Origin of the sequence: Paenibacillus sp. FSL R7-0272, assembly GCF_037969905.1 — a bacterium.
GTDB lineage: Bacteria > Bacillota > Bacilli > Paenibacillales > Paenibacillaceae > Paenibacillus > Paenibacillus polysaccharolyticus.
In genome coordinates, this window is the sequence record NZ_CP150221.1 from 6,160,732 (window position 1) to 6,187,285 (window position 26,554).

At 48.2% G+C, this 26,554-nt stretch carries 22 protein-coding genes; 5 read left to right on the forward strand and 17 right to left on the reverse strand.

Features of this window, described 5'->3' with window-relative positions; all coding sequences use genetic code 11:
• Positions 1-2: 2 nt before the first annotated feature.
• Entirely contained in the window at positions 3-1,010 is a 1,008-nt protein-coding gene (locus MKY23_RS26965) for a phosphotransferase (RefSeq protein WP_339833650.1), read from the reverse strand.
• A 225-nt stretch (positions 1,011-1,235) separates the two neighbouring features.
• Between MKY23_RS26965 and MKY23_RS26970 the strand changes: the two genes are divergently transcribed.
• Positions 1,236-1,679, forward strand: coding sequence for a hypothetical protein (locus MKY23_RS26970; protein WP_186809698.1), 444 nt, complete (start codon positions 1,236-1,238; stop codon positions 1,677-1,679).
• Between the two features lie 122 nt (positions 1,680-1,801).
• On the opposite strand, the gene nikE is transcribed toward MKY23_RS26970, so the two are convergent.
• The 9 genes from nikE to MKY23_RS27015 all read right to left on the reverse strand — a co-directional run bounded on the left by nikE (position 1,802) and on the right by MKY23_RS27015 (position 11,671).
• Positions 1,802-2,602 carry a nickel import ATP-binding protein NikE gene (gene nikE / locus MKY23_RS26975; protein ID WP_339833656.1) on the reverse strand — a complete coding sequence of 267 codons (801 nt, stop codon included), beginning with the start codon at positions 2,600-2,602 and terminating at the stop codon, positions 1,802-1,804.
• Between the two features lie 77 nt (positions 2,603-2,679).
• Positions 2,680-3,486: a nickel import ATP-binding protein NikD gene (gene nikD, locus MKY23_RS26980; protein ID WP_339833659.1), complete on the reverse strand. Its 807-nt coding sequence runs from the start codon at positions 3,484-3,486 to the stop codon at positions 2,680-2,682.
• A 35-nt stretch (positions 3,487-3,521) separates the two neighbouring features.
• Entirely contained in the window at positions 3,522-4,352 is an 831-nt protein-coding gene (gene nikC, locus MKY23_RS26985) for a nickel ABC transporter permease subunit NikC (protein WP_339833662.1), read from the reverse strand.
• Positions 4,349-5,293 (reverse strand): nickel ABC transporter permease subunit NikB, encoded by a 945-nt coding sequence (gene nikB / locus MKY23_RS26990; RefSeq protein WP_090921753.1) that lies wholly within the window; start codon positions 5,291-5,293, stop codon positions 4,349-4,351. Before nikB ends, nikC begins: the two co-directional genes overlap by 4 nt.
• A gap of 94 nt (positions 5,294-5,387) precedes the next feature.
• Positions 5,388-7,028, reverse strand: a complete 1,641-nt coding sequence (gene nikA / locus MKY23_RS26995; RefSeq protein ID WP_339833664.1) for a nickel ABC transporter substrate-binding protein — start codon at positions 7,026-7,028, stop codon at positions 5,388-5,390.
• Between the two features lie 277 nt (positions 7,029-7,305).
• Positions 7,306-8,343, reverse strand: a complete 1,038-nt coding sequence (locus MKY23_RS27000; protein ID WP_339833666.1) for a glycoside hydrolase family 130 protein — start codon at positions 8,341-8,343, stop codon at positions 7,306-7,308.
• 50 nt (positions 8,344-8,393) lie between these two features.
• Complete coding sequence (locus MKY23_RS27005; protein WP_339833668.1) at positions 8,394-9,227, reverse strand: carbohydrate ABC transporter permease; 834 nt, start codon at positions 9,225-9,227, stop codon at positions 8,394-8,396.
• A gap of 2 nt (positions 9,228-9,229) precedes the next feature.
• On the reverse strand, positions 9,230-10,117 hold the full coding sequence (locus MKY23_RS27010) for a sugar ABC transporter permease (RefSeq protein ID WP_336121652.1): 888 nt from the start codon (positions 10,115-10,117) through the stop codon (positions 9,230-9,232).
• A gap of 240 nt (positions 10,118-10,357) precedes the next feature.
• On the reverse strand, positions 10,358-11,671 hold the full coding sequence (locus MKY23_RS27015; RefSeq protein WP_339833675.1) for an ABC transporter substrate-binding protein: 1,314 nt from the start codon (positions 11,669-11,671) through the stop codon (positions 10,358-10,360).
• A 238-nt stretch (positions 11,672-11,909) separates the two neighbouring features.
• Between MKY23_RS27015 and MKY23_RS27020 the strand changes: the two genes are divergently transcribed.
• The 3 genes from MKY23_RS27020 to MKY23_RS27030 all read left to right on the forward strand — a co-directional run bounded on the left by MKY23_RS27020 (position 11,910) and on the right by MKY23_RS27030 (position 15,495).
• On the forward strand, positions 11,910-13,082 hold the full coding sequence (locus MKY23_RS27020; RefSeq protein WP_336122771.1) for an AGE family epimerase/isomerase: 1,173 nt from the start codon (positions 11,910-11,912) through the stop codon (positions 13,080-13,082).
• A 2-nt stretch (positions 13,083-13,084) separates the two neighbouring features.
• A complete protein-coding gene (locus tag MKY23_RS27025) occupies positions 13,085-14,263 on the forward strand; it encodes a glycosidase (RefSeq protein ID WP_154984349.1) in 1,179 nt (392 codons plus the stop codon).
• A 209-nt stretch (positions 14,264-14,472) separates the two neighbouring features.
• A complete protein-coding gene (locus MKY23_RS27030; RefSeq protein ID WP_154984347.1) occupies positions 14,473-15,495 on the forward strand; it encodes a LacI family DNA-binding transcriptional regulator in 1,023 nt (340 codons plus the stop codon).
• 194 nt (positions 15,496-15,689) lie between these two features.
• On the opposite strand, the gene MKY23_RS27035 is transcribed toward MKY23_RS27030, so the two are convergent.
• Positions 15,690-17,117 (reverse strand): hypothetical protein, encoded by a 1,428-nt coding sequence (locus tag MKY23_RS27035; RefSeq protein WP_154984346.1) that lies wholly within the window; start codon positions 17,115-17,117, stop codon positions 15,690-15,692.
• A 314-nt stretch (positions 17,118-17,431) separates the two neighbouring features.
• Positions 17,432-17,947, reverse strand: coding sequence for a DUF2179 domain-containing protein (locus MKY23_RS27040; RefSeq protein WP_339833681.1), 516 nt, complete (start codon positions 17,945-17,947; stop codon positions 17,432-17,434).
• Positions 17,948-18,449: 502 nt separating this feature from the next.
• Here MKY23_RS27040 and MKY23_RS27045 point away from each other — a divergent pair.
• Positions 18,450-19,652: a Glu/Leu/Phe/Val dehydrogenase dimerization domain-containing protein gene (locus tag MKY23_RS27045; RefSeq protein ID WP_339833684.1), complete on the forward strand. Its 1,203-nt coding sequence runs from the start codon at positions 18,450-18,452 to the stop codon at positions 19,650-19,652.
• A 709-nt stretch (positions 19,653-20,361) separates the two neighbouring features.
• Here the strand turns inward: MKY23_RS27045 and MKY23_RS27050 are convergent.
• The 5 genes from MKY23_RS27050 to MKY23_RS27070 form a co-directional block, all read right to left on the reverse strand.
• Positions 20,362-21,480: an IS110 family transposase gene (locus MKY23_RS27050; RefSeq protein ID WP_154985940.1), complete on the reverse strand. Its 1,119-nt coding sequence runs from the start codon at positions 21,478-21,480 to the stop codon at positions 20,362-20,364.
• Between the two features lie 699 nt (positions 21,481-22,179).
• Positions 22,180-23,847, reverse strand: a complete 1,668-nt coding sequence (locus MKY23_RS27055) for a hypothetical protein (protein ID WP_339833687.1) — start codon at positions 23,845-23,847, stop codon at positions 22,180-22,182.
• A gap of 1 nt (position 23,848) precedes the next feature.
• Positions 23,849-24,646, reverse strand: coding sequence for an ABC transporter ATP-binding protein (locus MKY23_RS27060; RefSeq protein ID WP_154890342.1), 798 nt, complete (start codon positions 24,644-24,646; stop codon positions 23,849-23,851).
• 233 nt (positions 24,647-24,879) lie between these two features.
• Positions 24,880-25,530 carry a PepSY domain-containing protein gene (locus MKY23_RS27065; protein ID WP_154984342.1) on the reverse strand — a complete coding sequence of 217 codons (651 nt, stop codon included), beginning with the start codon at positions 25,528-25,530 and terminating at the stop codon, positions 24,880-24,882.
• A gap of 150 nt (positions 25,531-25,680) precedes the next feature.
• Complete coding sequence (locus MKY23_RS27070) at positions 25,681-26,517, reverse strand: PepSY domain-containing protein (RefSeq protein ID WP_339833693.1); 837 nt, start codon at positions 26,515-26,517, stop codon at positions 25,681-25,683.
• Positions 26,518-26,554 lie beyond the last annotated feature (37 nt).

The following is a 26,554-nucleotide window of genomic DNA, read 5'->3' on the forward strand; positions in this document are numbered from 1 at the left end:
TTTTATCTTACCTTTTTCAGATGATTCATGCATTGCTCCAGCGTCGTAGCCGTCTCATGCCATTGATTGCGCAGCTGTTCCTGCGGCCACACACAGTCCGGATTCCGTAAATCGCCGTCGATCAGACGTAACATCCAGAGCGAGAATACAATCGCATAAGCATCGTACCACTTAGCAAAAGAAACCGGTTCAACCTGCACGCCAAGGCTCTTCAGCTTGTCCAGATACACCTTCATCACACGCGCCCGAAGCCCCGGCGTCATCGTACGTGGAAAGAGCGGATGCGACAAGTCCAGCAGATGATATACGTCCCACAATGGCGTATTCAGGTGAGCATGCTCCCAGTCAAGAATGACCAATCTACCCTCCACCTCGGCTACGTTGCCGGGGTGCAGATCACCATGGCACAGCACCAGCGGTAGCTCGTCCTCTGCCGTGAGGATCAACATGGTGAGTCTGTCCCAGTCCGCTGCAGACAACGTCAGATGCAGTTCGCGTAGCAGTTTATCCGTTGCTGACGGGTACTGCAGCAGTTCATGCAGCATATCCCGAATGGGCGGCTTATGCCCGACTCGCGGCAGGTCTTGCCACGTTGCAACGGGAAGTGCATGCCAAGCCGCCATATGTGCGGCAGCATTCAATATCGTCGATTCGCACAAGTGATGCTCCAGCTGTCCCATGTCCTCGTAGATCATCCAGCTCTGCTCCGGAGCCGCCGCCTGGTCCGAAGCCGCAATGAGCTGCGGATATACGGGTGGCAATTGTGCCATCACATGCTCGTACATCCAGCGTTCCCGTCCATGCTGTGCAGGATTCGTCAGCGGTTTGAAAATATAAGTCTGGCCAGATTGAACAGTAAATCGTTCCACACACCTGCCGTTCATCCCCTTATAGAGAATCTGCCGTGCTGTAACCTGCTTTTCATCTACTGTTCCTTCGGATGTCACCCAGCGCTCTGGAAACATGTTCTCGAAATTCTCTGCATCCTCTATATTTTCCATGCTCTTCATAAACTCACCCTCCCTTCTGTCTAGCCGTTCCGTACAGGATTTCTATCCATCATACGTTGCAGATGAACAGCCTGCAAGGGGTGTTTCTTACTGTTAAGCAGAGGTGTATCACAAGTGCATTTTTCTCCCTGTGCCATTCATTCTTTTCCGATCCCTTTATAGACAATGATATAATGGAACGACAGATTGTGAGGGTACTTGAACATTTACATAGGAGGAACGACCATGAGCATTGTACTGATACCTGAAAAAGTAGATTTCCGCATCTCCACAACCGATCTGAAGGCCATCTACACCGAATCGGGCGGTGTAACTTTACGTATAGATGTGCAAACGCGTGGGGATGTACCTCTAGATCATTATCGAGAAATCGAACTCACTTTCGACACCGTTGCTGAACTGCGCTGCATCACGGTTAATTTCTTCGAGCTACATGCAGGTCAGGTTGAAGGAATCAGCCAGCAAGACGATGTGCTCGCCTTCTGGGAGACGAGCAGGTATCATCCCGATCCCGGCTTTTATCAGGTCGTAGATTCACCCATTCTAGAGGAGAAAAGAACACTATTTGATCCCCGAAACCGGCTTGATCTGAAGCATTATCTTGTGGCCGGATATGACAGTTATGTTGAGGTTATTGCCTCATCTTATCAATTTGCGGTGAAGGGTTAGAACGGTTTCCAGAGAATAAAATACTGAGCGCCAGCCGAATCCAATGCATACAAAAAAAAGAACCAGGCCGATCATTAGACTTGGTTCTTTTGGTAACTCAAATTGGTTTTGGTTTCTCACACCTATTCAAACAGAATTCTCCCTGACGGATGCTCTGGCAAAATGGAGGATGCGAGCTGCCGGACAGCAGGCTGATCCGACTCCAAGATGGAATCCGTGGCATCCCCAGTATAGACCAGCCTTCCCTGATCCATCACGGCGATGCTGTCGCAGATCGTCAGTGCGGCGCGGATGTCATGCGTGATAAACAGATAGGACAGCCCGTACGTTGCTCGCAGATCTGCCAGTAAAGACAGAATTTGTGTCTGATGCACCATATCCAGACTGCTGATCGATTCATCCAGCACGATTAACTTCGGTTTAAGGGCAATGGCTCTGGCGATGTTGACCCGTTGCAATTGCCCTCCGCTGAATTGATGCGGAAGCTTGCCCGCGTCCTGCGGTGTAAGCCCGACCTGCACGAGTAGCTGTTCAATCACGCGCTGTTGTTCCTTGGCAGACAGGCGCTCGTAATTGTCCAGCGGCTCTCCAATAATCTGCGCGGCCGTCATCATCGGATTCACGGCGGAGTAACAGTCTTGGAAAACGACTTGCAAGTCACGACGTAGCCCTTTGAGCACCGTTTTATCCGCTCGATAGATATCCTGGCCTTGAAATAACACCTGACCTTGGCTGGGTCTCTCCAGCCCAAGAATAACTTTGCCCAAGGTGCTTTTACCTGCTCCACTCGTTCCAAGCAGTCCTAAACACATGCCTTCTTCAATCGTAAGTGAAACATCTTCGAGCACAGAAGGGCGCAAGCCCGAACGCTGGAGCCAGCTCCGCTTGCCATAGCGATGACTTACTTCATGTACTTGTAACATTCGGTTCTCCGCCCCCCTTCCTTCGTTTCAATAGTACGTATCCAGACAGTTCCGCACTACTCCACATCTTCTCACCTTTAGCGACCAATGGACAGTTTCGGCCGAGCACTCAATAACATCCGCGTATACTCATGCTGTGGATGATCGAACAATTGGTATACATCTGCCTGTTCAATGATCCGCCCCTTCTGCATTACTGCTACTTCGTCTGCCATCTGTGAGATGACACCCAGATCATGTGAGATGAGCAAAATAGATGTACCGTGTTCCTTGCGAAGCCGATCCAGTTCACGTAGCACATTCAACTGATTCACGACATCCAGCGCTGTTGTAGGCTCATCAGCAATCACCAGAGCTGGCCGCAGACACATGGAAACGGCAATCATCACTCGCTGCAACATACCTCCGCTGAGTTGGAACGGATATCGTTTCATCAACTTTGCCGGGTCTGGAAGTTTCATATCAGCCAGCGCGGCAATGGCCTGTTCCCGCGCCTCTGCTTTGGACATTTTCTTATGGGTTCGCAATGTTTCAATAAATTGAGAGCCGATCGTATACACCGGGGTAAAAGCATTCATCGGATTCTGCATAATAAATCCGATATCCCTCCCTCGTATGCGCCGCATCTCTTCTTCAGATAAGTTGCTAAGCTCCCGTCCGTTCAGACGAACACTTCCTGACGCTTCCATTCTGCGGGGATGAAGAAGGCGCATCAGCGCGTTACACGTGATCGTCTTGCCGCAGCCACTCTCACCAACAAGGCCGAAGACCTGACCCTTTTTCAAAGTCAACTGAACAGGTTCCAGTAACGGGACGGCTCCCTTCGCTGTCTTGAGCTTAACCTCTAGATCACGCACTTCAAGTGCAATCTCCGCCTTGTCCATCGTCACATTCCCCCCTGTTCAGTTTATTTTCACCATTACTTTTTGGAAATGCCGTAACGATCAGATAAAGCTTCTCCCAAAATGTTAAACGTCATCACCACCAGCAGAATGGCTACACCCGGATAGATCATAAGCTCCGGATGACTGCGAATATACCCTGTGCCTTCATGAATCATGGCTCCCCACTCCGCATTAGGCGGCTGAATGCCAAGCCCCAGGAAGGACAGCGCCGAGATATCCATAATTGCCCAGCCCATCTCCAGTGTGCCCATGACCACGATGGGCCGTTGCACATTCGGAATGATATGTTTACGGATGATCGTCCAGGTGGAGGAACCACTAATTCGAGCGGCTGCGATAAAGTTCCGTTCCTTCAAGCTAACCACCATGTTTCGGCATATACGCGCATAATGCACCCACTGTACCATCATGAGCGCCAGCAGAATCTGCATCAGTCCTGGACCGAAGATCCCGACGATGCCCAGCACCAGTACCAGCTGTGGGAATGCCAATATGCCCTCACATAAACGCATCAGCACATTGTCAATCCAGCCACCAAGATAACCGGAGATCGACCCAACGATCAGCCCGATAATCAAAGACGACAGGAAGATCATCGTTGCAAATCCAATCGAAACCCGCGCTCCATAGAGAAGTCTGGAGAGATTGTCCCTTCCCAGATGATCTGTGCCGAGCCAGTGTTCGGCAGATGGGCCCTTTAACTTCTGCAACAGGTTAACTTTGACCGGATCATGCGGTGCGATCCATGGAGCCAATAATGCCAGAATGAAGAAAAGCAGCACGATCGTAGCGCAAACCCAAATTATTTTTTTTCCTCGAAACATCGTTCGCCATCGGTTCATCAATGCTCTGCCCGTCCTTTCGCCGAAATCCGCGGGTCCATATACAGCTGCACCAGATCAACGATTAGATTACACACGATGAACAGACACGCCGAAATAAAGACATAACATTGGATCACGGGAATATCTCGGTTGAAGATGGCTTCGACAAAGTAACGCCCGAAACCCGGCCATGAGAAGACCTGCTCTACAATAATTGTTCCTGTTAACAGCCTGCCCATGGTCATGCCCATTCCTGTAATAAACGGGGTAATGGCAATCTTGAGCACATGTTTCAGCATGATAACACGTTCACGTATGCCGCGGGTTCTGGCGTATTGCACATATGCTTCCTGTAATTGTTCGAGTACACTGGTACGCAACATACGGGTGTATAACGCAATCATCACCATAGAGAGCGTAAGCGTAGGCAGCACCAGGTTCTCCCAAGAGCCGCGCCCTTCGACGGGAAGCCAGTCCAGTTTTACTGCAAAAAAGAAAATAAGCAGATAACCGAGCCAGAACTGCGGAATGGAAGCACCAAAATAGGAGATCGCCCGGCTCACCATATCAATCCAGCTATTTTTGTATACCGCCGCCAAAATTCCGAGAGGAATACTCACCAGTGCAGAGAACAGAATGCTCCACAAGGCCAGTTCTGCTGTGGCTGGGAACTTATCTTTGACCTCATCGATCACGGGTTTATTCGTGAGATACGAGGTACCAAAATCCAGCTGGGCCATCCTCTTCAACGTATCAACATACTGAGTAAGCAAAGGCCGATCCAGACCGAATTCATGTCGCTTCTCTGCCAGCAGCTCTGGTGTTGGATAAATATGTGCAGCTGTCAGATACGCTTCGGCTGGATCAACCGGTGAAATATGGATTAGCCCAAAAGTGACAAGTGTAGCGATAAAAACGATAGGAATGATCGCGATCATTCGTTTACCTATATAGCCGATCACCAAACTTTCCTCCCCTTTTACCATGCCACACAAGCTATTGTTGCCTGATGTGTTACGTGTTCATTGCTACGTTTTTGACGTTCATCAACTATGATTATGGATTGCTTAACTGCATCCCCACAAACGGATTTTCATCCCGATTGGCCGGGAAGACAAATTTAGCAATTTTCTTCTGATATACGGCTGTTTTCTTCACATAAGAGATCGGCACAATCGCCGATTGGTCCTGCAATGTCGTCAGGATGGATGTATACAGCTCCTGACGTTTCTTCTCGTCTGTAGAAGACAGTGCGGCATGCACCTGCTCGTCCAGTTCCTTTTTCATCGGCAAAGCAGTTAGTGTCTCGGAGATTCCGAATCCCGGGCTTGCTACGACGTTAATGAAGGAATGTGGATCGTATGGTGCCCCGTAATTGTACCAGAAGTACAGATCGAAATCATTGGCTTTCAGACGTTTAATTTGTACCGTCAGTTCAAGTCCGGTAAGGTTTACTTTAACCCCCAGCTCGCTCCATTCGGCCTGAATCGTTTCGCCCATCGCTTTCTGAATCGGGTCGGTCTTATCAAAAATCAATTCGAATTCCAGCTTCTGTCCATCCTTCTCACGCACGGTTCCGCCTGCCGGCAACTTCCAGCCTGCCTCATCCAGCAATGCTTTGGATTGCTCTACGTTATATTCGATCGGTTTCAGATCCACATTGGTATATGGATAGTTTTTGGACAATGCGGTATCAGCCGGTTCTTCCAGACCCGATGTGACACCTTCCACCATCGCTTTTTTGTTGAAGCCCTGTTGAAGTGCCTTCCGCACTCTCACATCAGACAACTTCGGATTCGAAGAGTTAAGCAACAGGTCACGAGTACCTACAGGGTCAGACAGTTCGCTTACATACTTATCGTTCTCACGCAGCTGCTGGAATGCATCCAGACTAATCACGCCTTCACCGTAAATCAGATCCAGATCGCCCTTTTCAAAAGCAAGCACACGGGTCTCTGCATCAGGAATGATTTTGACCGTAATCTGATCGAACGCCGGTGCAGTACCCCAGTAATTCGGGTTACGTTTGAAGACCGCATACTCATCCTGCTTATATTCAGCCAGCATCCATGGGCCTGTACCTACCGGCTCTTTGATGCCTTTGGATGTATCCCCATCATCCGGGAATCCAGCCGCACCCAGGAAACGGAACGGGCGAACAACAGACAGATCCTGAAGTACAGGATAGTACGGCTCGGTAAGAGTCATACGGAACGTATGGTCATCCACGACCTCTGTCTTGCCCAGCACGCCGATGATGCCAAGCCAGCTATGTGTTTTTTTATTTTTCATGATGGAGTCAAAATTCTTTTTCACAATTTCAGCATTAAAAGGTGTGCCATCGGAGAATTTCACCCCTTGGCGCAGCTTGAATGTATATACTTTGCCATCATCAGAGATGGTCCATGACTCAGCAAGGGCCGGTTCCAATTTACCATCCTTCTGGTAACTCACCAGTGGTTCGTAGATCATGGATTGGGCAAACAATTGGGACGGATTGTACGTATGTGGGTTCATCGTACCGATATCCCGCGGCCAAGACATCGTAATCGACTTCGCTGAAGCCGCCTGATCTCCCGAAGCAGAAGAAGACGCCGAACTGCTCTCTTTATTACTGCAACCCACGATAAATAACAGCAACAACAGTGTTGTCACCATCATAAGGGTAGTAGAACGTTTGTTTTGTTGTCCTGACATAGATATAAACCCCTTTTCTCTCTTCTCTCATTCTTTACCTGACCATTACCGTGATAATGATTCTCATATTCATTAAGAATATGAAGTAGCCTCCCTTTTGTCAACAAAAATCGACATAATATGTATGCCCATTAAATAGCCAAAAAAGCCCTTCCTATAGGATGAGGGGCTTTTTTGGTGAATAGCAGCAAATTTGCTGCATATTCTCTGTACATTTCCTATTCATTTCATACCTACACTCAATTCATCAAGTCATTTCTGGATGCGCAAAACCCCATTATAGTTTGCCTTCCTCGCGGTCGCCAGCGATCACTTCATCCGTTTCTTTAACATAGTCCACGATCTCTTGGACCGTTGTGTAGGCCACACCGACATAGGTATCGGCTGCGCCGTAATAGATGGCAATTCGTCCAGTATCGGCATCATGCAGGGTTGCGCATGGGAAGACAACGTTATCAACGAAGCCCTGCTCCTCATACCATTTCTCCGGCGTCAGCACGAAGTTGGAGGAACGATATTTTACTTTGGACGGCTCATCCAGATCCAGAATCACCGCACCCATGCTGTACACAAAACCGTTGCATGTTCCGGTTACACCGTGGTAGAACATCAGCCAACCTTCAGACGTCTCGATCGGAGCGGGGCCACCGCCAATTTTCACGGATTGCCACCAGCCCTGACCGCCTTTGCTCATGACATGACGATGTTTGCCCCAGTACACCAGATCCGGGCTTTCGCTCAGAAAGATGTCTCCAAACGGAGTATGTCCGCTGTCACTTGGTCTGGATAACATCACGTAGTTATCGTTGATTTTGCGTGGAAACAATACACCATTGCGATTGAATGGCAGCATCGGATTCTCAAGACGGACAAACGTTTTGAAGTCCTCCGTCTTGGCGAGACCCAGGGCCGCACCGTAAAAATCGGTACACCAGATGATGTAATAGGTATCTTCCACTTTGACCAGACGCGGGTCGTATGCGTAGTTCGGCATAAACGGTTCGCCTTGTTCGTCTACAAAAGTGATGCGCTCCTCCTCTATCGTCCAAGATAACCCATCTTCACTCGAACCCATGTGCAGGTGTGGACGGCCATTGACTGTCTCGGCACGGAATACACCGATGAATTCCCCCTCATAAGGAACGACTGCACTGTTAAAAATACGGGCAACTCCCTTCACCGGATTACGTGGCACCACCGGATTAGCCGAGTGTCTCCACACCGGGCCTTCCGTTCCTTCCGGCTTATCCTCCCAAGGCATGTTTGGCAAAGCATCCCCAACCATGTGTACCTTTTTCGTTTCAGTGACTGTCATATCTCATTTCTCCTTCTAATTGAATGATTTCAAGGAATGGTTTCACGCAATCATTTCACGGAACCTTGCGCAAAACCGTTGTAGATGTATTTTTGAAGCAACAGGAAAATAATCATCGTTGGAATAATGGCAATCATAATCCCGGCGCTGATGACCTCCCATTGTGATCCGTAGGGGCCCTTGAACTTGAACAGGGCGGTGGATATTACCTGCAGATCGGTTTTCGGCATGTACAGGAATGGCGTGTAGAAATCGTTGTAAATGTTGACACCTTTGACGATAATGACCGTAACAATCGCCGGTTTCAACAAAGGCAATATAATTCTCCAATAGATCGTGAAGTATGAAGCACCGTCCAGCATAGCCGATTCATCCAGCGCGCTGGAGATCGAACCGAGAAATTGCAGGAAAATGTACACGGCGATAATATCGGTTCCCAGGTACATGACGATAGCTGCCCACCGTGTGTTGAACAGGTCGAGGGCGTTAATAATCTGGAAGGTGGCAACTTGTGTCGTTACGCTCGGAATCAGGGTAGCCAGCAGGAAAGCGGCAACCATAATTTTTTTGCCTTTGAACTTGAAGCGGTCCAGTACATAGGCAATCATGGAACCCGTCAACGTTGCACCCACGATGGATATGATTAGAATAATGATTGTATTTTTGAAACCGACAAGCATGTTGCCATCCACAAATGCCTTGGCATAATTCGCAAAGTTCAGCCAGTTGGCGGGCGGGGCTAGTGGACTGCTATTGGCATACTCGGCATTGGTCTTCAGGGACGCAAACAGGATCACTACGATAGGCAAAAGTGCAATGAACGCCGCCAGAATCAGAGAAACGTATTTGATTATGCTGGCGATGGTATATTTGAATTGGTTCACGTTCATTCCTCTCCTTTCATGCTGACACGCTGCACAAGCGTTACAAGAATTACGATCAGAAGCAGCACGACAGCCATCGCTGATGCGAGTCCCAATTTGCCGTATTTAAATGCCAAGTGAACGGTCTGAATAACAAAGGTCATACTTCCGTTGGAACCGTCGGTCATAATATATGGAATATCGAACGCACTGATGGCGCCGCTTATGGCCAAGATCAGATTAAGTTGCAGAATGCGGGTAATACTCGGCAAAATGATATGGCGGAATTGTTGCCAGCGGTTCGCACCGTCAATATCGGAAGCCTCATACACATCCTTCGGAATCGAAGAAATCGCACCCAGGAAGATGATGAAGTTGAAGCCCATGTATCTCCAGACCGATGCACCCGCGAGGGATACGTTAATGATATTCGGGTTACCCAGCCAGAGCTGGGTGTACTGTCCCAGTCCGACAGCCTGCATCAGCGTATCAAGCGTACCGTCCGGTTTGAAGAAAAAGAGGAAGATAAAACCGATAGCCACGCCATTCAGCAAGTAAGGGAAGAAGAGAATGCCTTTAAAGAAATTTTTGCCCCGGATTTTGAAGCTGAGGATCGTGGCAAAATAGAGGGCCAGACCCATCTGTACAAAGGTTGCCACAAAATAATACAAACTGACGATAAACACTTTAAAGTATTCCGGATCGCTAAAAATCCGTGTGTAATTATCAAATCCAACATAGTCGAACCTTTTGCTGTATCCATTCCAATCGGTAAAGCTGTATTTGAACATGTTAATGACAGGCAAATAAGCAAACGTAAATAACAGTGCCAGCGGAATAATCGAGAAGGCACAGATAATAAATATGCGTTGTGCTGAGTAACTCCAGCTTGAAATTCTCCAGTATTTCATGCTCCCCACACCTCCCAGCGGTTCAGCCGCCTTGGTTCATACACGCTCCGTATCGCTCCGCGGATGTAACCGCAGGGTGGGCCAAGTGAATACACATGTTTAACAAGTCTTCACCACAATCAATTCATTTGATGGTTTAACTCCCGTGCGAACCTGGCCCAAAAATCCGACAACTACCGGCACCCGTATTACATCTGCTTCATCTGCTCACATCTGCTGTATGAACGCTCGTTTTTCCTATTATTTCGTAACCTCTGCGCGGGCTTTTACCCATTTATCATTCAGGTCTTTCATGATGTCATCATACGATTCGCTTCGGTTACCGATAGCTGCTTCGATAATTCGTTTCTTGAAGTCAGGCTGCCAGAGGCCAATCTCGGCTTCGTTATCGATTTTGTCCATCAATCCCTCTTGCCCCTCTTTAGCTGGAGTTAAAGTAGAGAATTTTACATCTTTATACTGATACAGAATCGGTGGTAGCTCTGCACTCTTATCCGCACTCATGCCTCCACCTTGCTCAACTGCATAGTTGGATTTCGCCAGAAACCAGTCGATCCATGCTTTTGCCGCAGGTTTGTTCTCGCTGTTCACATTCATGCCGATGTTGTAATCCGCGGACAGCGGTACGATTACATCGCTAGCATTAGTCGGGAAGGGTAAGAAACCAATATTTTCTGGTTTATCTGTCATGCCTTGAATCTGTGTAATCGCCCATGATCCGAGAGCCATCGTTGCAATTTTGCCATTAGCCAAATCTGCCTTGGAACTCTCCCAGTCTGTTGTTGTCGGATCTTTCTCGATCAGGCCATTCTTGGCTGCATCATAGAGTACTTTGTACAGCTCGTAGTGCGGCTTCCCTGGCACAAAGTTCTCATCCGTATTCGGTTGATCCACGTTAACATAGTCTACACTTCCTGCAACCGTTGGCAGGTCTGCCTCCCATTGGGTAAGCGCCCAGCCGGATGCATAGTTCGTATAGAGCGGAATTGCCTTGGTGTTGTCTTTTACCTTCTGAAGTGCTGCCTGGAATTGCTCTGGTGTCTTCGGAAGCTCGGTGATGCCTGCGTCTTTGAAAACTTGTTTGTTATAAATGATACCGGAGAACGTAATAACGGTTGGAATTCCGTATACCTTACCATCCACCATACGTTCTTCAATAGCGGTGTATTTGTCTTTCAACTCATCGTACGTGCCAAGCGGCTCGAAAAAGTCCGGGATATCGGCGATCGGAACACTTGTTGGAATCATAAGCACGTCGCCGTAGTCTTTGGTGCTCATTCGAATTTTCACTTGCCCTTCATAATCAGCCAAGGCCTGAAAATTCACTTTCACATCCGGATACTCCTTGTTGAATTCGGCCGCATAGTCCTTGAATACGGTATCAACAATATCTGTACGTTGCGTCAAAACGGTAATTTCGCCCTTGATATCCGCCGGGTCTGTGCTAATCTCTTCCCCCGCCTGCGAAGACCCACCTCCCGATGAACACGCAGCAAGCAGCGAAGTGATGAGCAGCATCGTCAGCAGCATCATCCAGCCTTTATTTTTCCTCATTTGTTCCGACCCCTTTCTTGATTCCGTTAAGTTATCGTTAAGGTTACAGATTAGATTTTATTATGGTAACGCTTACGTGTCAATTGAATTATTTATTACTTCACCAAAAAAATGAAAGTTATATTTCGTTGACAAGGTAATTTTATAGAACTAATATTACTTTATAAAGTTACCGATAACTTAATTTAATCAAACATGATTTTGCACGGATGAAGGAGCGCTCTGGATGACTCATAAGATGAATCAGCTTCAAACAGAAATTGCGGAGCATTGGAAGACGAAGATTATGCCGTTCTGGTCTAAGTTAAAAGATGAAGATCATGGTGGATTCTACGGCTGGGTTGGCAACGATCTGCAGATCAATCATCAGGCACCCAAAGGCGGAATCGCTACAGCACGGCAGCTTTGGTCTTTTTCCGCAGCCTACCGGGTAACCGGTGAGGACATCTGGCGGGAGCACGCTGAACACGCCTATCGTTTTCTCACTGGACACCTGATAGACAGAGAGCACGGAGGGATGTACTGGATGGTGGATGCCACTGGTGAAGCACTGGATACGAGCAAGCATGTGTATACCCAGTCCTTTGGCGTATATGCGCTCAGCGAATACTATCGTGCAACCCGTGATGCTTCTGCGCTGGACTTAGCGAAAACGCTTTTTATGCTGATTGAGAGCAAAGGGTTCAACACAGAATCATCTGCTTACAAAGAGCAATTTGACCGATGTTGGAATGAACAGCCGAATGAAATGTTGAGTGAAAACGGGGTCATTGCGGATTACACGATGAATACGCACATTCATGTGCTGGAAGCCTACACCACCCTATACAGGGTGTGGCCGGACCCACAAGTAAAAGCATCCCTTGAGCGACTGCTCGGAATTCTGTATGAACGGGTATATGACAAGAACACCAGGTTCCTCGGGGTTTTTTTCAACAAAAAGTGGGAATCCATCATTGATCTGCGCTCGTTCGGACATGACATCGAAGCAAGCTGGCTGATTGACGATGCTCTCAAGGTGCTGGGACTTGAAGATCATCCGCAGTATGCCGCCATGGTTACGGATATCGCATACAACATTATGAATGTAGCTGTACAGTCGGATGGTTCGCTCATGAACGAACAGGAAGGCAAGCATGTAGATACCACACGTATCTGGTGGGTTCAGGCGGAAGCGATGGTTGGTTTCTATAACGCCTATCAGCGCACCGGGGATTCTAAATTTCTGGAAACGGTCGAACGGTTGTGGAATTATACGCGAACGCACATCGTGGATTCCCGGCCAGGCGGTGAGTGGTACTGGGCTGTGGACGAAAATGGCACACCTGATCATCATGAAATGGCCGGCCCGTGGAAATGTCCGTATCATAACAGCCGATTTTGCATTGAACTCATGGAGAGGATGGGATAAGCATGATACACCCAAAATACAAATCGTTACTGGAACAGCAGGAGCAGCTTTTGTCACGTCAAAATGAGGTGGATTCTTCCTTCTACAATGGCGTTTACCAGCGTTATCGGTATCCGGTCATTACACGCCATCATGTGCCACTGCACTGGAGATTTGATCTAAACGAAACAACGAATCCGTATTTCATGGAGCGTCTGGGCATTAACGCAACACTCAACCCGGGAGCAATCTATCACAACGGAAAATACATTATGGTCGTACGCACGGAAGGACTGGATCGGAAATCGATCTTTGCCCTTGCAGAGAGCGACAACGGCGTAGACGGATTCCGCTTCACCCGCAAACCGCTTGTCTGGGACGATATCGATGCAGCGGAAACCAATCAATATGACATGCGTCTGGTTCAGCATGAGGACGGCTGGATCTACGGCATCTATTGCTCGGAACGCAAAGACCCGGATGCGCCTGCCTTCGACACCTCCAGCGCTGTTGCACAGGCGGGTCTGGTTCGCACACGTGACCTGACCCGTTGGGAACGCCTTCCGAATATTACGACGAACTCCCCGCAGCAACGGAATGTGGTGCTGCATCCCGAGTTTGTCGATGGTAAATATGCTTTCTACACACGTCCGCAGGATGGATTTATCTCCACAGGCAGCGGTGGCGGTATTGCCTTCGGTCTGTGCGAGGATATCCTGAATCCAGTTATTCACGAAGAGATCATTATAGATGAACGGAAATACCACACGGTGTATGAGGTGAAAAATGGTCAAGGCCCTGCCCCGATCAAAACAGACCGTGGCTGGATTCATATTGCCCACGGCGTACGGAACACCGCAGCAGGTCTTAGGTACGTACTGTACACCTTCGCCACCGATCTGCATGATCCGGCACGCATCATCGCCAAGCCGGGCGGGCACTTCCTTGCCCCTTATGATGACGAGCGCGTAGGCGATGTATCGAATGTTATTTTTTGCAACGGTGCCGTGGTTAATGAAAAGGGTGAAGTCTTTATCTATTATGCATCCAGTGATACGCGCTGTCATGTTGCCACAACCACGCTGGAGCAATTGATGGATTACACGTTTAATACCCCTGCTGATCCTTATCGTTCCCTGGACTGTGCCGGCCAGCGAGGAAACCTGATTGAACAGAACGAACGTTTATTGCAAAATCAATGAAACTAACATCGCTCAATCAACCTTGTCCAACCTGCCGGGACTTGCGAAAAATAGTGATGTGAGGCCCGGAATGGCTTTATTCCAGGTTGGTAACGATGTATACTAATATGGATTGTTGTTATGTTGGAAGAAAGCGCTCATCATAATGACAGCACATTGTACCTAAACCGGCTTGAAGGAGGCGACCAAAGCTGAAGAACAATATCACCATGCGGGATATCGCCGACAGGCTCGGGGTCAGCAGTGTGACCGTCTCGAAAGCGTTGAATGACAAAGAAGGCGTCAGTGGCGAATTAAAGGAAAAGATTAAACAACTTGCCGTCCAGATGGGTTATCGGTATAACGCCACAGCCCGTTCCATGAAGGAAGGCTTAACTCATAATGTTGGTGTAATTATCCCGGAGCGGTTTACCGGTCCTACGCAATCGTTCTATGTACGCGTGTTCCAACGCATTACCAAACATCTGGAAGATCAGGGGTATTACGGTATTCTTCACATTTTGAACAGTGAGGATGAAGAGGAGCTATCCCTGCCCAAACTGTACAGTGACAGCAAGGTTGACGGCTTCATTGTGCTGGGTCAGGTCAGCAAGGAGTATATTGAATTGGTGCAGTCGATGGACGTACCTAAGATGTTCCTCGATTTCTACGATGAACATTCCGATATCGATTCTGTTGTGACGGACAACTTCTATGCCGCGTATGAAATGACAAACTATCTGATCCAGCAGGGACACCGCAGTATTGCTTATGTAGGTAATCTGTATTCGACAAGCAGCATTCAGGATCGTTTTCTTGGTTATTACAAATCTTTGCTTGAGCACCGGATGCCCATGAATCCGGATTTGGTGCTTAATGATCGGGATGAACGAGGTACGTTTATCGAGATCGATCTACCAGAACAGCTTCCCACCGCATTTGTCTGCAACTGTGATCAGGTTGCTCATCTGCTCGTGCAGAAGCTGACTTCGCTGGGTATTCAAGTGCCGGCCCAATGCTCTGTCGTTGGGTTCGACAATGATATCTACGCCATGCTGTCTGAACCTAAACTCACCACAGTTGAAGTAGATATCGAACAGATGGCACGGACGGCTGTTCAATCCATGCTCAAAAAGATCGACAACCCGAACCGTAGCTTCGGTCGCGTCCATGTAAAGGGCAATATCATCTATCGTGAATCAGTAAGTGTTGCACCAGAGACTCAGCATCAAGTGACAACAACGACACAATAATAATGAAGCAGAAGACCACTGAACATAAAGCCTTTAAGCCATGAACAGTAAATTGTAGGCATTTGGAGCTGAGGCAAGTAACATGGACAAGTAACATGGACAAGTAACATTAAAAACAAGCGCCCCCGCAACAACTGCGGGGCGCTTGTTTTTTTTACTTATTTTTAATCGTTAGATTGTACGGAGCACTTCACTCAGTAGCTCGTCTTCAGCCAGTTGTCTTTAGACCAAGTTAACTTTCCTGCTCCTGCACCGTTGGAAGCGGTGAGACGTGCATTCAGTGTAGATGGATCATCTGTCTGGTAGCTGTATGGAAGGGAACCAAAACCATTCCACGAGAACGGTTTGATGACAGCCGGAACAGGTGCAAGTGGACTACCTGCTGTGTCACTATTACCACGGAAGGAACTTCCATCCAGAGAGTAAATCGTATCGAGCACACTGATTTTTCCGGTGTATGTGGCGTTGGTCGGGTCTGTCTGATTGTTGCGTACAGGATACTGCACATCCTTGATTACTGATTTTTCAACTAACACTGCGCCACTTTCGGTTGAGATAGCCCCATTGCTGGTAATACCGAATTTGTAGCCTTTAGATGCAATGGCTGTGGCCATAGCGTTAGTAATGCGCGCTTGAGCTGAACGGGCATCCGAAGCATCCATGATGATGTTATAGGCGTGGGCATTACCGCCACGCAGACGAGGCATGCGATCCTGAATGTCTTTATACAGGTTATGATGCAGAGTAATCGACAGGTTAGCGTTAGCCGACTCTAGACTGGTCGCACCGACGAGATGCCCTTTTTTCTGCGGCCCAGCGATGGCAATGATATCTTCTTTGCTTAAACCGACCGCACTGCTACGCAGATGGTTATACATTGGATAGGAAGATTTATTGGCTTCCAATTCGTTAATCTGACGGGTAACCCAGCTGTTCGCACTACCGTCATCCCCTTTGAAGGTGGACCAGGAGATGGTTACACCGCTGGTTCCTTTTTTCGAATCGACGAGGCCGTCATAGGCTTTGTTAAACGTGCAGTGATCGATCCACACGCCGCTACTGTCCTCCAGAGTAATGTAATCCCAATCGTTTTTGTCATAATCCCCTTTGGTCGATTCATCCCATTCCCAGAGCTCATCGAACTCCAGGTTGCGGATGATGACGTTGGAGCTTCGTTTGACGGTAATAGCGGCATGTTTGATTTTGGACCCATTGGCAGAGAAAATGGTGAGGCCGTTGAAGCCGTCCACCGTAATTTTGCTGACTCCCGTCTGCTTCAATACTGGATGTGTCAGTGCATCGTTATGCTTGGCAAAGGGGGACGTCTGAGACGCGCTAGGAATCTCGTTCCATCCTAGATCGAGGTCGTTCATAATTTCAACGACTTTGACACCGGAGTTCTTTTTCAGAGCCAGCGCCAGGTCGGTGGCATTATACACTTTTTTATACGTAGACGTGCTCGACTCACTGATGATTCCGCCGCCTGTGTTCCCTTGGGAGAAACCGGTCAGATTGTAATCCGCGTTGCCCGCTGCCTGCACACTCGCAGGTCCGGATAATAAGGTGAACCCTAGCGTAAGGGCCAGAGCCGTGCTACATAAACTTCGTACTGTTTTTTTCATCGAATTGATTCCTCCCGATAGTATGATGATGAGTGATGAGTTGTCCTGCCTGTCCCTCTGCGGCATATCATGTCGCAAGTGACATATTCACAATGTAAATGTTGGAAGCGATTACAACAATAATCCTGATTTCACATCCCTGTGAGAACGGCTGACAGGAGGCAAATGGTACCCTAAACAACCTGGCATCGTATCAAGTTAACTTGTATAACGGGGTTTGATGTAGGAATGGGAAATCCGTGAAGAGAATAACACGTGTGCAGATAAATGAAATAAAAAAGACAGGACCGCATCTAATGCAGACCTGCCCGATTTTACTTTTTGATTGAACGTGTCCAGAAGCCGCCATGGAACTGTTTGGGCTCAACGGTGATGACAAAAGCTTTGGGATCGAGAGCCAGAATGGTCTGGTAGAGCAGTTTCTGGTTTTTGCGTTTCGCCAAAATTTCCATAACCAGCCGATCTCCGTCTCGTCCGCTACCAACCCATGAGGTTACACCATACCCTTTATCGCGCAAAGCATTTGCAAGCCCTCCGCCCATCTGGTTGCAGATCACTTTCACGGTAACGTAACCAAGCGCAATTTTTTCCTCAATCCATGCTCCGAGCAGTACTCCAAGCCCGTATCCCACTGCGTATACAATCAGCGCAGACGGCTGGGTCAAATAGCTAAGTACCAGATTCAAGCCCAGTACATAGATTACAATCTCACCCATACTGATCAGGGCAGCGATGTATTTCTGTCCTTTGAGCGTTAAGATCATGCGAAGGGTGTAGGCCGATACATATACAATCTGAATCAAAAAGATAAATAACAAAATTTTAAGCAATGACGATCCCTCTTTCCTAGACCTTTTACAACAAGTAAAACAGGCTCTCTGTTACATGCTGCATGGCGAGTTTTTTTGAATATATAGTTTGAACTATTTATTTTATATAAAAAACGGATAGGACTGAAAAAGCGTACTTAGACGAAAGAACGAATCGGTACATACATCTCACCCAAATCCTCTATCTCCATCATTGGACGTTATGCCCTCTTCCTAAACGGTTGGATGTAAATTTTCAGGCATCTATCTGGTCCGTTTGTGCCGGAATTGCCATTATAAAACCCTTTGAACTGATGTTCAACCCGGCGAAGGTCCCAGGGGCGTAAAAGCCAAGGTGTGAATATGCTGTATTAACCACACTGGATGTAGGGTAAGCCCTTATCCTTATGGAGCAATCGACAGTCCGATTCGGAGGTAAGATACGAGCGGGATGCAGGTCTCATCGGGAACCGGGATACTTTACGTGTGCATTACTGGTTTAACATCAAAGGAGGAATGTACCATGCAGATATGGCAGGAAATGGAGCAGGAAGGTATGGAAAAGCTTGTTTTTTGCCACGATTCCTCCAGCGGACTTCAAGCAATCATAGCAATTCATAATACTTCACTTGGCCCCGCTTTGGGTGGATGTCGATGCTGGACCTATGCATCGCAAGAAGAAGCGATTCAGGACGCGGTGAAGCTGGCCAAAGGCATGACTTACAAAAATGCCATGGCAGGCCTTCCTTATGGCGGGGGCAAAGCAGTCGTCTGGGACGTGACTGGCCCATCGGAGCGGATAGAAGCGATGAAGGAAAAACGGGAAGACAGCGCGCTGGTGGACCCCGTGAAGAACGATACGCTTGGTGCGGAGCTGGCAGATTCAGTGAAGAACGATACGCTTGGTGTGGAGCTGGCAGATTCAGTGAAGGGTGAAGAATTGCGTGCGTTGCGCTTCCGGGCATTGGGTCGCTGTCTGGAGCGATTACAAGGTCGCTTCGTGACAGGTCTGGATCTGGGCACAACGGCGGCAGACATGGACCAGATCCGGGTGGAGACGGCATATGTGACGGATACCACGGGTTCCCTTGGTGCACAGGATGACTTCACTGCCGACATGACCGCCTACGGCGTGTACATCGGCATTGTCACCTCTCTGCGCCACCAGGGCGTAGCCGATCTGCAGGGCATTCCCGTTGCCGTCCAGGGACTGGGCAAGGTCGGGTATGCCCTGTGCCGTTACCTGCATGCAGCCGGGGCACGGCTGATCGTGGCAGACGTTGTACCGGAACGTGTACAACGCGCCCTTGTGCAGTTCAGCGGCGCCATCCCGGCCGATCCGGCCCGTATTCACGCCGCTGACTGCAAGGTGTTCGCCCCCTGTGCCCTAGGGGGCGTGATCACCCCGGCGACCGTGGAGGAGCTTCGCTGCTCCATTGTCGCCGGGGCGGCCAACAACCAGCTGAGTGAACGACAGCTGGTTGCTGGCCGCATGCAGGCGCGCGGCATTCTATACGCGCCTGACTACGTGCTGAGCGCAGGCGGCATTATCAGCACCGCCTGCGAACTGCAGGGAGCTGGGCCTGACCTGATCCGCCAGAAAGTGGCGGGGATAGCAGGCACGCTCAGCAAGGTGTTCGCCGAGGCTGCGCGATCTGGAATCTCCACAGCAGATGCAGCCGATCGTCTGGCCGAGGCCATTCTCGAATCAGGCGAGAACGACTAGGCCTATTAAGTCACACTTCAATATCTCTGTCTTTCATGTATGAGGAAAGTACTGTTTAAGCATTTTTATTCGTAGCCTCGCAGAGCTCTTTATTCTAAACAGTTCCCCACCTTCTTACACTTACACTTTCACTTACATCTACACCTGCACTTGCATCTGTATCTGTATCTGCATCATACTAAAATTTGCACCACCCAGTTAGTTGTCGCCACACTCTAACGATCACAGAAGACGTTATCTGGCCATTTTTGCATGTTACACCAGGCTAACGATCACCAGACACGCTATTTTGCAAAAGTCAGCTCATTTTCGGCCTAAAACACCCTCTTTTGCAGAAATAAGCTTCCTAGTGATCGTTAGAATTCCTGAGAGCCACTTTTCACCCAAATAAGCTCATCTGTGATCGTTGCTATGAACGTTTTAGTCAAGCCCAGCACAAAAATACTGCAATTTCGTCGAAGTCCTAAGCGCGGGGGTCCATATGCGAGCGACGGTTGGCACGCTGCTATCCGTGGGTTGGTTACCACATGGTATGCCTTCGTCAAGGAGAGCGGTTGTAAGCTAGAAACGCACGTTCAGCCCACGTAGAGCCTAGTGCAAACGATCAACACAGATTCTCTCCTGAACCTTTTCATGAACCCCCGGGCGTAAGACTCCGAGTTTTACCCTATTCCCTTGTGACGAACGTCTTGGACAAATGCAAAACAACTTACTTTGCGTTCGGCTGTTCCATGGTTCGGGCAACCGCCCAAATAAAGCCCATCAGTTCACGTGCTACAGCGGCAATCGCCACATTGGGATGCTTGTGTTTTCCAAAGATCAGACGGCGGTATTTAGCATGTAGCCTGTTCTGCGCTTTCCATGAAATCTGTTGTATGTCCGCGGACAGACCTTCTAAACGGATGGCTAAGTCTCCTTTCACCGCCGGTCGGTGACGGTAACTCCAAGCCGATTCGATCAAGGTTCGACGTAGGCGCCCATTCCCTGTTTTGGTGATGGAACCTCGTTTGGTACTGGCTCCAGACGAATGCTCACGGGGAACCAGGCCCAAGTAAGCCATGAGCCTCGCTGGGGAAGAAAACCGGGCAAATGAACCGATCTCCGAAACCAGGGTAACCGCCGTCAGAAAACCAATGCCGCGAAGGGACTGCAAGATGCGGATCATTTCCGTTTTGGGATGGGTCGCCGCTTCTTCAATAAGTGCTTTTTCCAATCGACTAATCCGCTGTTCCACCTCATTCAGTGTGTGAAGATACTCGGTAAATGCGGTTTGCATCGAGATTTGCGGGAAAGTGACTGTTCCCAGCCAGATCCGATATTTTTTCGTCCAGGCCCGTTTGATGTGTTCCGGCGGATGGATCTGGTGGCGAAGTAAAAACTTGAGCACACGCTGGCGAGCCCGGTGTAAATCCTCTTTAGCTGTTTCACGTGCACGAACCAATTCACGCAGAGCTTCATCCTCTGGAGCGGGAACGTAAATGGGAGTGAGTTCGCCCGCACGAAATAAACGCGCCAGTTGTTCTGCGTCGCGGCGGTCGGTTTTCACTCGATCCCCTGCACGTTTGGGAATGAGGGACGGAGCGATGACCACACAATGTGCACCCATAGATTCAATCCAGCGGTGGGTTTCGTATCCTGTCGGACCAGCTTCATAGCAGAAGGACAAGGTATTTGCAGGTCCAAGCGCTTTGATGAGTTTACGTAAAGCGGCAGGCGAATGCGCAATGGACCCGTAATACCGAGGTTTGGCCTGTCCTTCGTCTGCGATAGCCACCGAAATTTTTTCTTTGGACACATCTAAACCGATGAATTTTGTGGTAGACTGCATAGTGATAGCTCTCCTTTGCTGTGTAGCTCTGAAATGGTGGTTTTGTCACTTTCCATTTTAACCTACGAGTGCAGCAATATGGAGGGCTATCCTTGTTTACGTTCATCATAGCTAGAATCACAACACACTTTTTCCTCTACCGCACCTAGAGTTACTTGTTGAGTTACTTATCCATCTACCGCACCTAGGATTATTTGTTTGAGTTACTTATCCCCTCTACTACTCGTCAGGTTACTTGTTTGAGTCACCACTGCACATTGGCCTAATTGTATGATTTACTTATCCGATTTACCACGTATTGGGTTACTTACTGTATCCGTTTCACTCTGTTCACCTACTTCTTTCACGCTTTTTACTCCGTTTCCTTTATTCACTTTGTTTCCTTTGTTTCCTTTGTTCGCTTCATTTCTTCATTCAGTTCAATTACTTTGTTTGCATACTTACTTCATTTCTTCATTTCCTTCATTTCTTTCATTTTAATCTACCCTTCTCCATCCCTTCACTTCTTCCCCCAACCGACCACCCTTATTATGTAACAGAGCCCCGCGTGCGGGTAGTTGCAAGCCGCTCACGGGGCGAAAATAAATACTCACTTCCATCAATCATGCTTAGACTCACTACTTAAAATTACGCGGCTTAAGCCAGCGACCAGTTCAATCAGGCTAACAACTCTGAAAAGATACCTCGATAGACTTCAGCTTAAATGACCACAGACGACTTGACCGCTGGTTTCTTCACACGATACAGCAGCGTCCACAACAACACATTCGCCACAATCAAGATCACACCGTACATCCAGACACCTCCGGAGAAAGAACGGAAAAAGACATGAGCACCCCACAGTAAAGCGAACACAGGCAAAGCAGCGAAAATATACCAGCCGTCACTTTGCTGTGCCACACTGAACGATTGGGAGAACGGCGGCTTTTGCAGCATAAACTTGCCGGATACCGGGATCAGCGCTGTAGCTGTGAGCAGAATAATCGCAATGTCCGACAAAATCCGAAGTCCAAATGTCCATGTGAACATGGCCGCATTCAACAGAAATACCGGTATAAATATGTTGCTTAGAAACGCCTTCAGGGCGCCTCGATATAATATATTTTCATCAGACATCGGCGCGGCGCGAAAGATCCAGGATGCCTTGTACTGACCCGAATACCGTAGCATAATGACTACCGTTACCAACAGGATCAGCATAATATACAAGGTGTACACAAAGGAACTTTGCCTGAATTCTGCCCAGGTCGATGATTGTAAAGCTGTATACCAGAAAATATAAGGCATAACTAACGATAAACCTAAAGATGGGTAAACTTTCAACTTGAACTCCCGTTCATCGCGCATCATGCTGGCCGACAGACGAAAGCAGGCTTGTTCTTCGGTAGAGTGACTGAACAGCTTGGCAACCATACGATCCCACTTTCCCCGGCGGCGACTCGATGTCTGGCCGGAATGAGCCATTTTTTCTAAATACAGCTCGAAGGATGGCATAAGCTTCACATATACGATCAGGCATATCACCGGAACAACAACAGCCAGCGCTGTTAACGTATAGATCCACACCCCGCCATTTCCTGCGAATAACCAATCGTATGCAGCAGCATACCATAGCGGAGGTAACAGCAGTTGCCACCATTCCGGCGTAAAAGCTACTTTAAAATCAATAATATCGAAGGAACGAATGACAAACTGATATCCAATCGCAATCCCCACGGAAAGCAAAATCTGCACCATATTAATCATGTCTTTCAGCTTCTCCCCATCCAGAAACCTCATCATGAACAGATAGATGAGAGATGTGCTCACCAGAATCAGGATGCTGATCAAAATAATCTGTAACAGAAAGAGTAGAAAGAAACCAATCCCGTGCGTAACAAGCCCGGCGATCAGCGGCGCAGCCGTCACTGAACCTGTCAGCAGCACCAGATAGACTCCGGCATGAATGGCTCGCGCCATACCCACCGTTCGCGCATTAACGGGTTTGGTCAAAATAATATTTCTATCACGGATGTCGAGAAGCACGGATGAAAAATCCGAAATCATCGACGTCATAATCATAAACATCAGCACGCCAAACAGAATGCCCATCTGAAGCATGAATTGTCCTGTATCCCAGACGACAAAGGGAACCATGATTGCTCCCATCAAGGCATACAGCCAGAGAGAGCGAACATACTGGTTACCTTCTTTGTTCTCCTTGCTCTTTGACCTTCCAGCCATAATCGTAGGCACTCTGCGCTGATCCATCTGGAACTTCACCCGTAAAATAAGGCGTAGCACATCATAATCAGCACCCGTCTTGGTAATGATTGGCCGAAAACGATCCAGAACTTGGAGCGTACGAAAATCGGAGGGTTTCGCCATATTAGTTCACCTCCTGCACAATCGACACAAAGCGCTCAGCTATCGCCTTATGTTCATTAAAGCCGGTCAATTGATTAAACACTTCCTCCAGTGACCCTTCCATCGATTGTTGCTGGAGTTGCTTGAACGTGCCATCTGCCACGACACGGCCCTCGGCTATCAAGACAATCCGGCTACTGATCTTCTCCACCACATCCATAATGTGTGACGAATAGAAGATCGTTGTGCCTTTTGCGGACAGCTGTGACAAAATCTCTTTCACCACCATTACACTGTTGGCGTCCAGCCCGCTCAGCGGTTCATCCAGAAACAGCAGATCAGGATCATGTAACAGAGCCGAGATTAACAGCACTTTCTGACGCATCCCTTTGGAGAAGGAGGCAATGCGGGAATGATATGATTTTTCCAGTCCAAAACAATCCATCAGCAGCTTTGCTTTATAATCTGCATCTTCATAAGACAAGCCATATAACTCTCCCGTAAACGTTAAATACTCGGCCGGAGTTAACTGTTCATACAGTTCTGCCACTTCCGGCACATACCCGATTCTACGCTTATATTCCACATCGCCGCCAGCGATATCCTGTCCAAAAATACGAACGTTTCCCACATAACCTTCCACTAATCCAAGTAAAATTTTGACCGTTGTACTCTTGCCAGCTCCATTGGGTCCGATGTATCCGATCATCTCCCCACGATTCACTTCCAGATCGATGCCGTTTAATACATAACGCCCGTTATACCGCATACGTAAGCCTTCAATTGACAGTACTTGTTCTCTAGTCGTTTCCGATCTCATTTGTTCACCAGCCACTTCGTTATCCAGCTCCTTGTCTATACTATTTCTACAATTCTACTAGTTTACCACAGTTTGGATTATAGGATCTATGAACTCTATAGAGTACGAAAAAAAGACGCTTCATTCGAAGCGTCTTTCCGCTGATACGATCGGTCTAAGCTGTATATACCACAAACACTGATCAGAGTCGAAAATCAATTTCATCTATTCCTTACTTTGCCGCAATTCAACAATTAATCCTCGTCATCAAAATCCTGATCAAACGACAACACCTTACCTGTGTTTGCGTCGATATCAACGTCTGCCTCACCTTGAGCGGTTCTCAGTTCAATCTCATAGACATAACGACCGTTATCACGGTCCAGTTCAACCTTGGTGACTTTGCCACCAGTCACTTGTTTCAGTGCAATGTTAGAAGCTTGTGCAACCGTCAATTTAACCTGATTGGAGGCAGACGCACTCGAAGAGTTACCTGTTCCATTATCACGATAATCATCATCGTCATCATCATTAACAACGGCCAAAACCTTACCTGTATAGGCGTCCAATCTAACCGTCACATCCGGTTGACCTTTTCGGTCGATCTCGACTTCATAGAACGTTTGACCGTTTCTACGCTCCAGATCCACATCATCCACTTTACCTTCCACTGCTTTCAGCGCTATGGATTTAGCTTGGGATACAGTCAGCAGTTTACCTGTGTTGTTCTGGTTCGCACTCGTGGATTGTGTCACTGAGGCTGGTGCGGATTGTGTAGTTTCAGATTGTACTTGTGATGCCGGTTGCCCGTTCATATTACCGCTAGCCGCGACCGCTGATCCGCCAAGCAACACCGCTGCGGACAAGCTGCCAATCCAAAGTTTATGTTTGTTCATCATCATCATTCATCTCCTCGTTATTGTTCTCGTTCTCGTCTACATATTTAGAATAACCTAGGCGAATGAGAGATTAGAGAGAGAAAGATTAGAATTTGATGAGAAAATGAGGAGAGTATTCTTACCCCTTTTCAGAAAATAACATAATAGAAACAACTCTTAATCATCGTCCTTATCCCAAGTTACCGAACGTATTGCACCCGAGATCGCATTCACCTGTACCGTCGCTTCCCGGCCGTCTTCCAGATCGATCTCAACCAGGTAATACGGATTGCCACTGTTCGTGCCACGTAGTTCTACATCATCCACTTCGCCAGGAACTCTCGCAAGCGCCTTCTGCTCTGCCTGCTTCTCACTTAGAAACTGTGGCTCTTTATCCGTCCCCCCCGTTGCCGATGGCGGAGGTGACTTGATCGCTTTAGAGGAAATAATCTCGCCCGTATATGGATCAAGCGTCAGTTCTTGGCGGCTGTTATCCTTCGCTTTCACCACTGCGGTGTATATAGGACTGCCCTGCTGTTCAACCAGTTCCAGCGATATAAGTTGCTCCCCTGCTCTTTGCTTCAGCAACTCCGACTTCATCTGCTCACGGCTCCACAACGTCTTCTCTTCAGCCTGCGGACTCGACTCCAGACGTTTGATGGATTGAACAGCCGCCGTAAATGCATCGACCTGCACATCGTATAGACCTGTCTCCGAACGAAGCTGCATCAAATACGTACCGTCCTTCAGGGTAGAATGAATGATCTCCCCTGGATATTGATCCAGCACAGATTGCGCGACTGCATCAGCAGATAACTGCTCTCGAGCAGGTTCCCACGGTTTCCACCACACCAGAGCTACAACAAGTACGACAACCAATGTTCCGGTCCCCAACCACAGTAACTTTCGTGGCCCTTTACCAGTATGACTTCTTTTGGTATTTATATCTCCATGCCTAAGCTCATGTTTGTTATCACTTCGTTTCATTTCAGGCCTCTGTTCCTGTTCTGTCATACGCACTGCCCCCTCACATTCTTCCACAACTGATCTG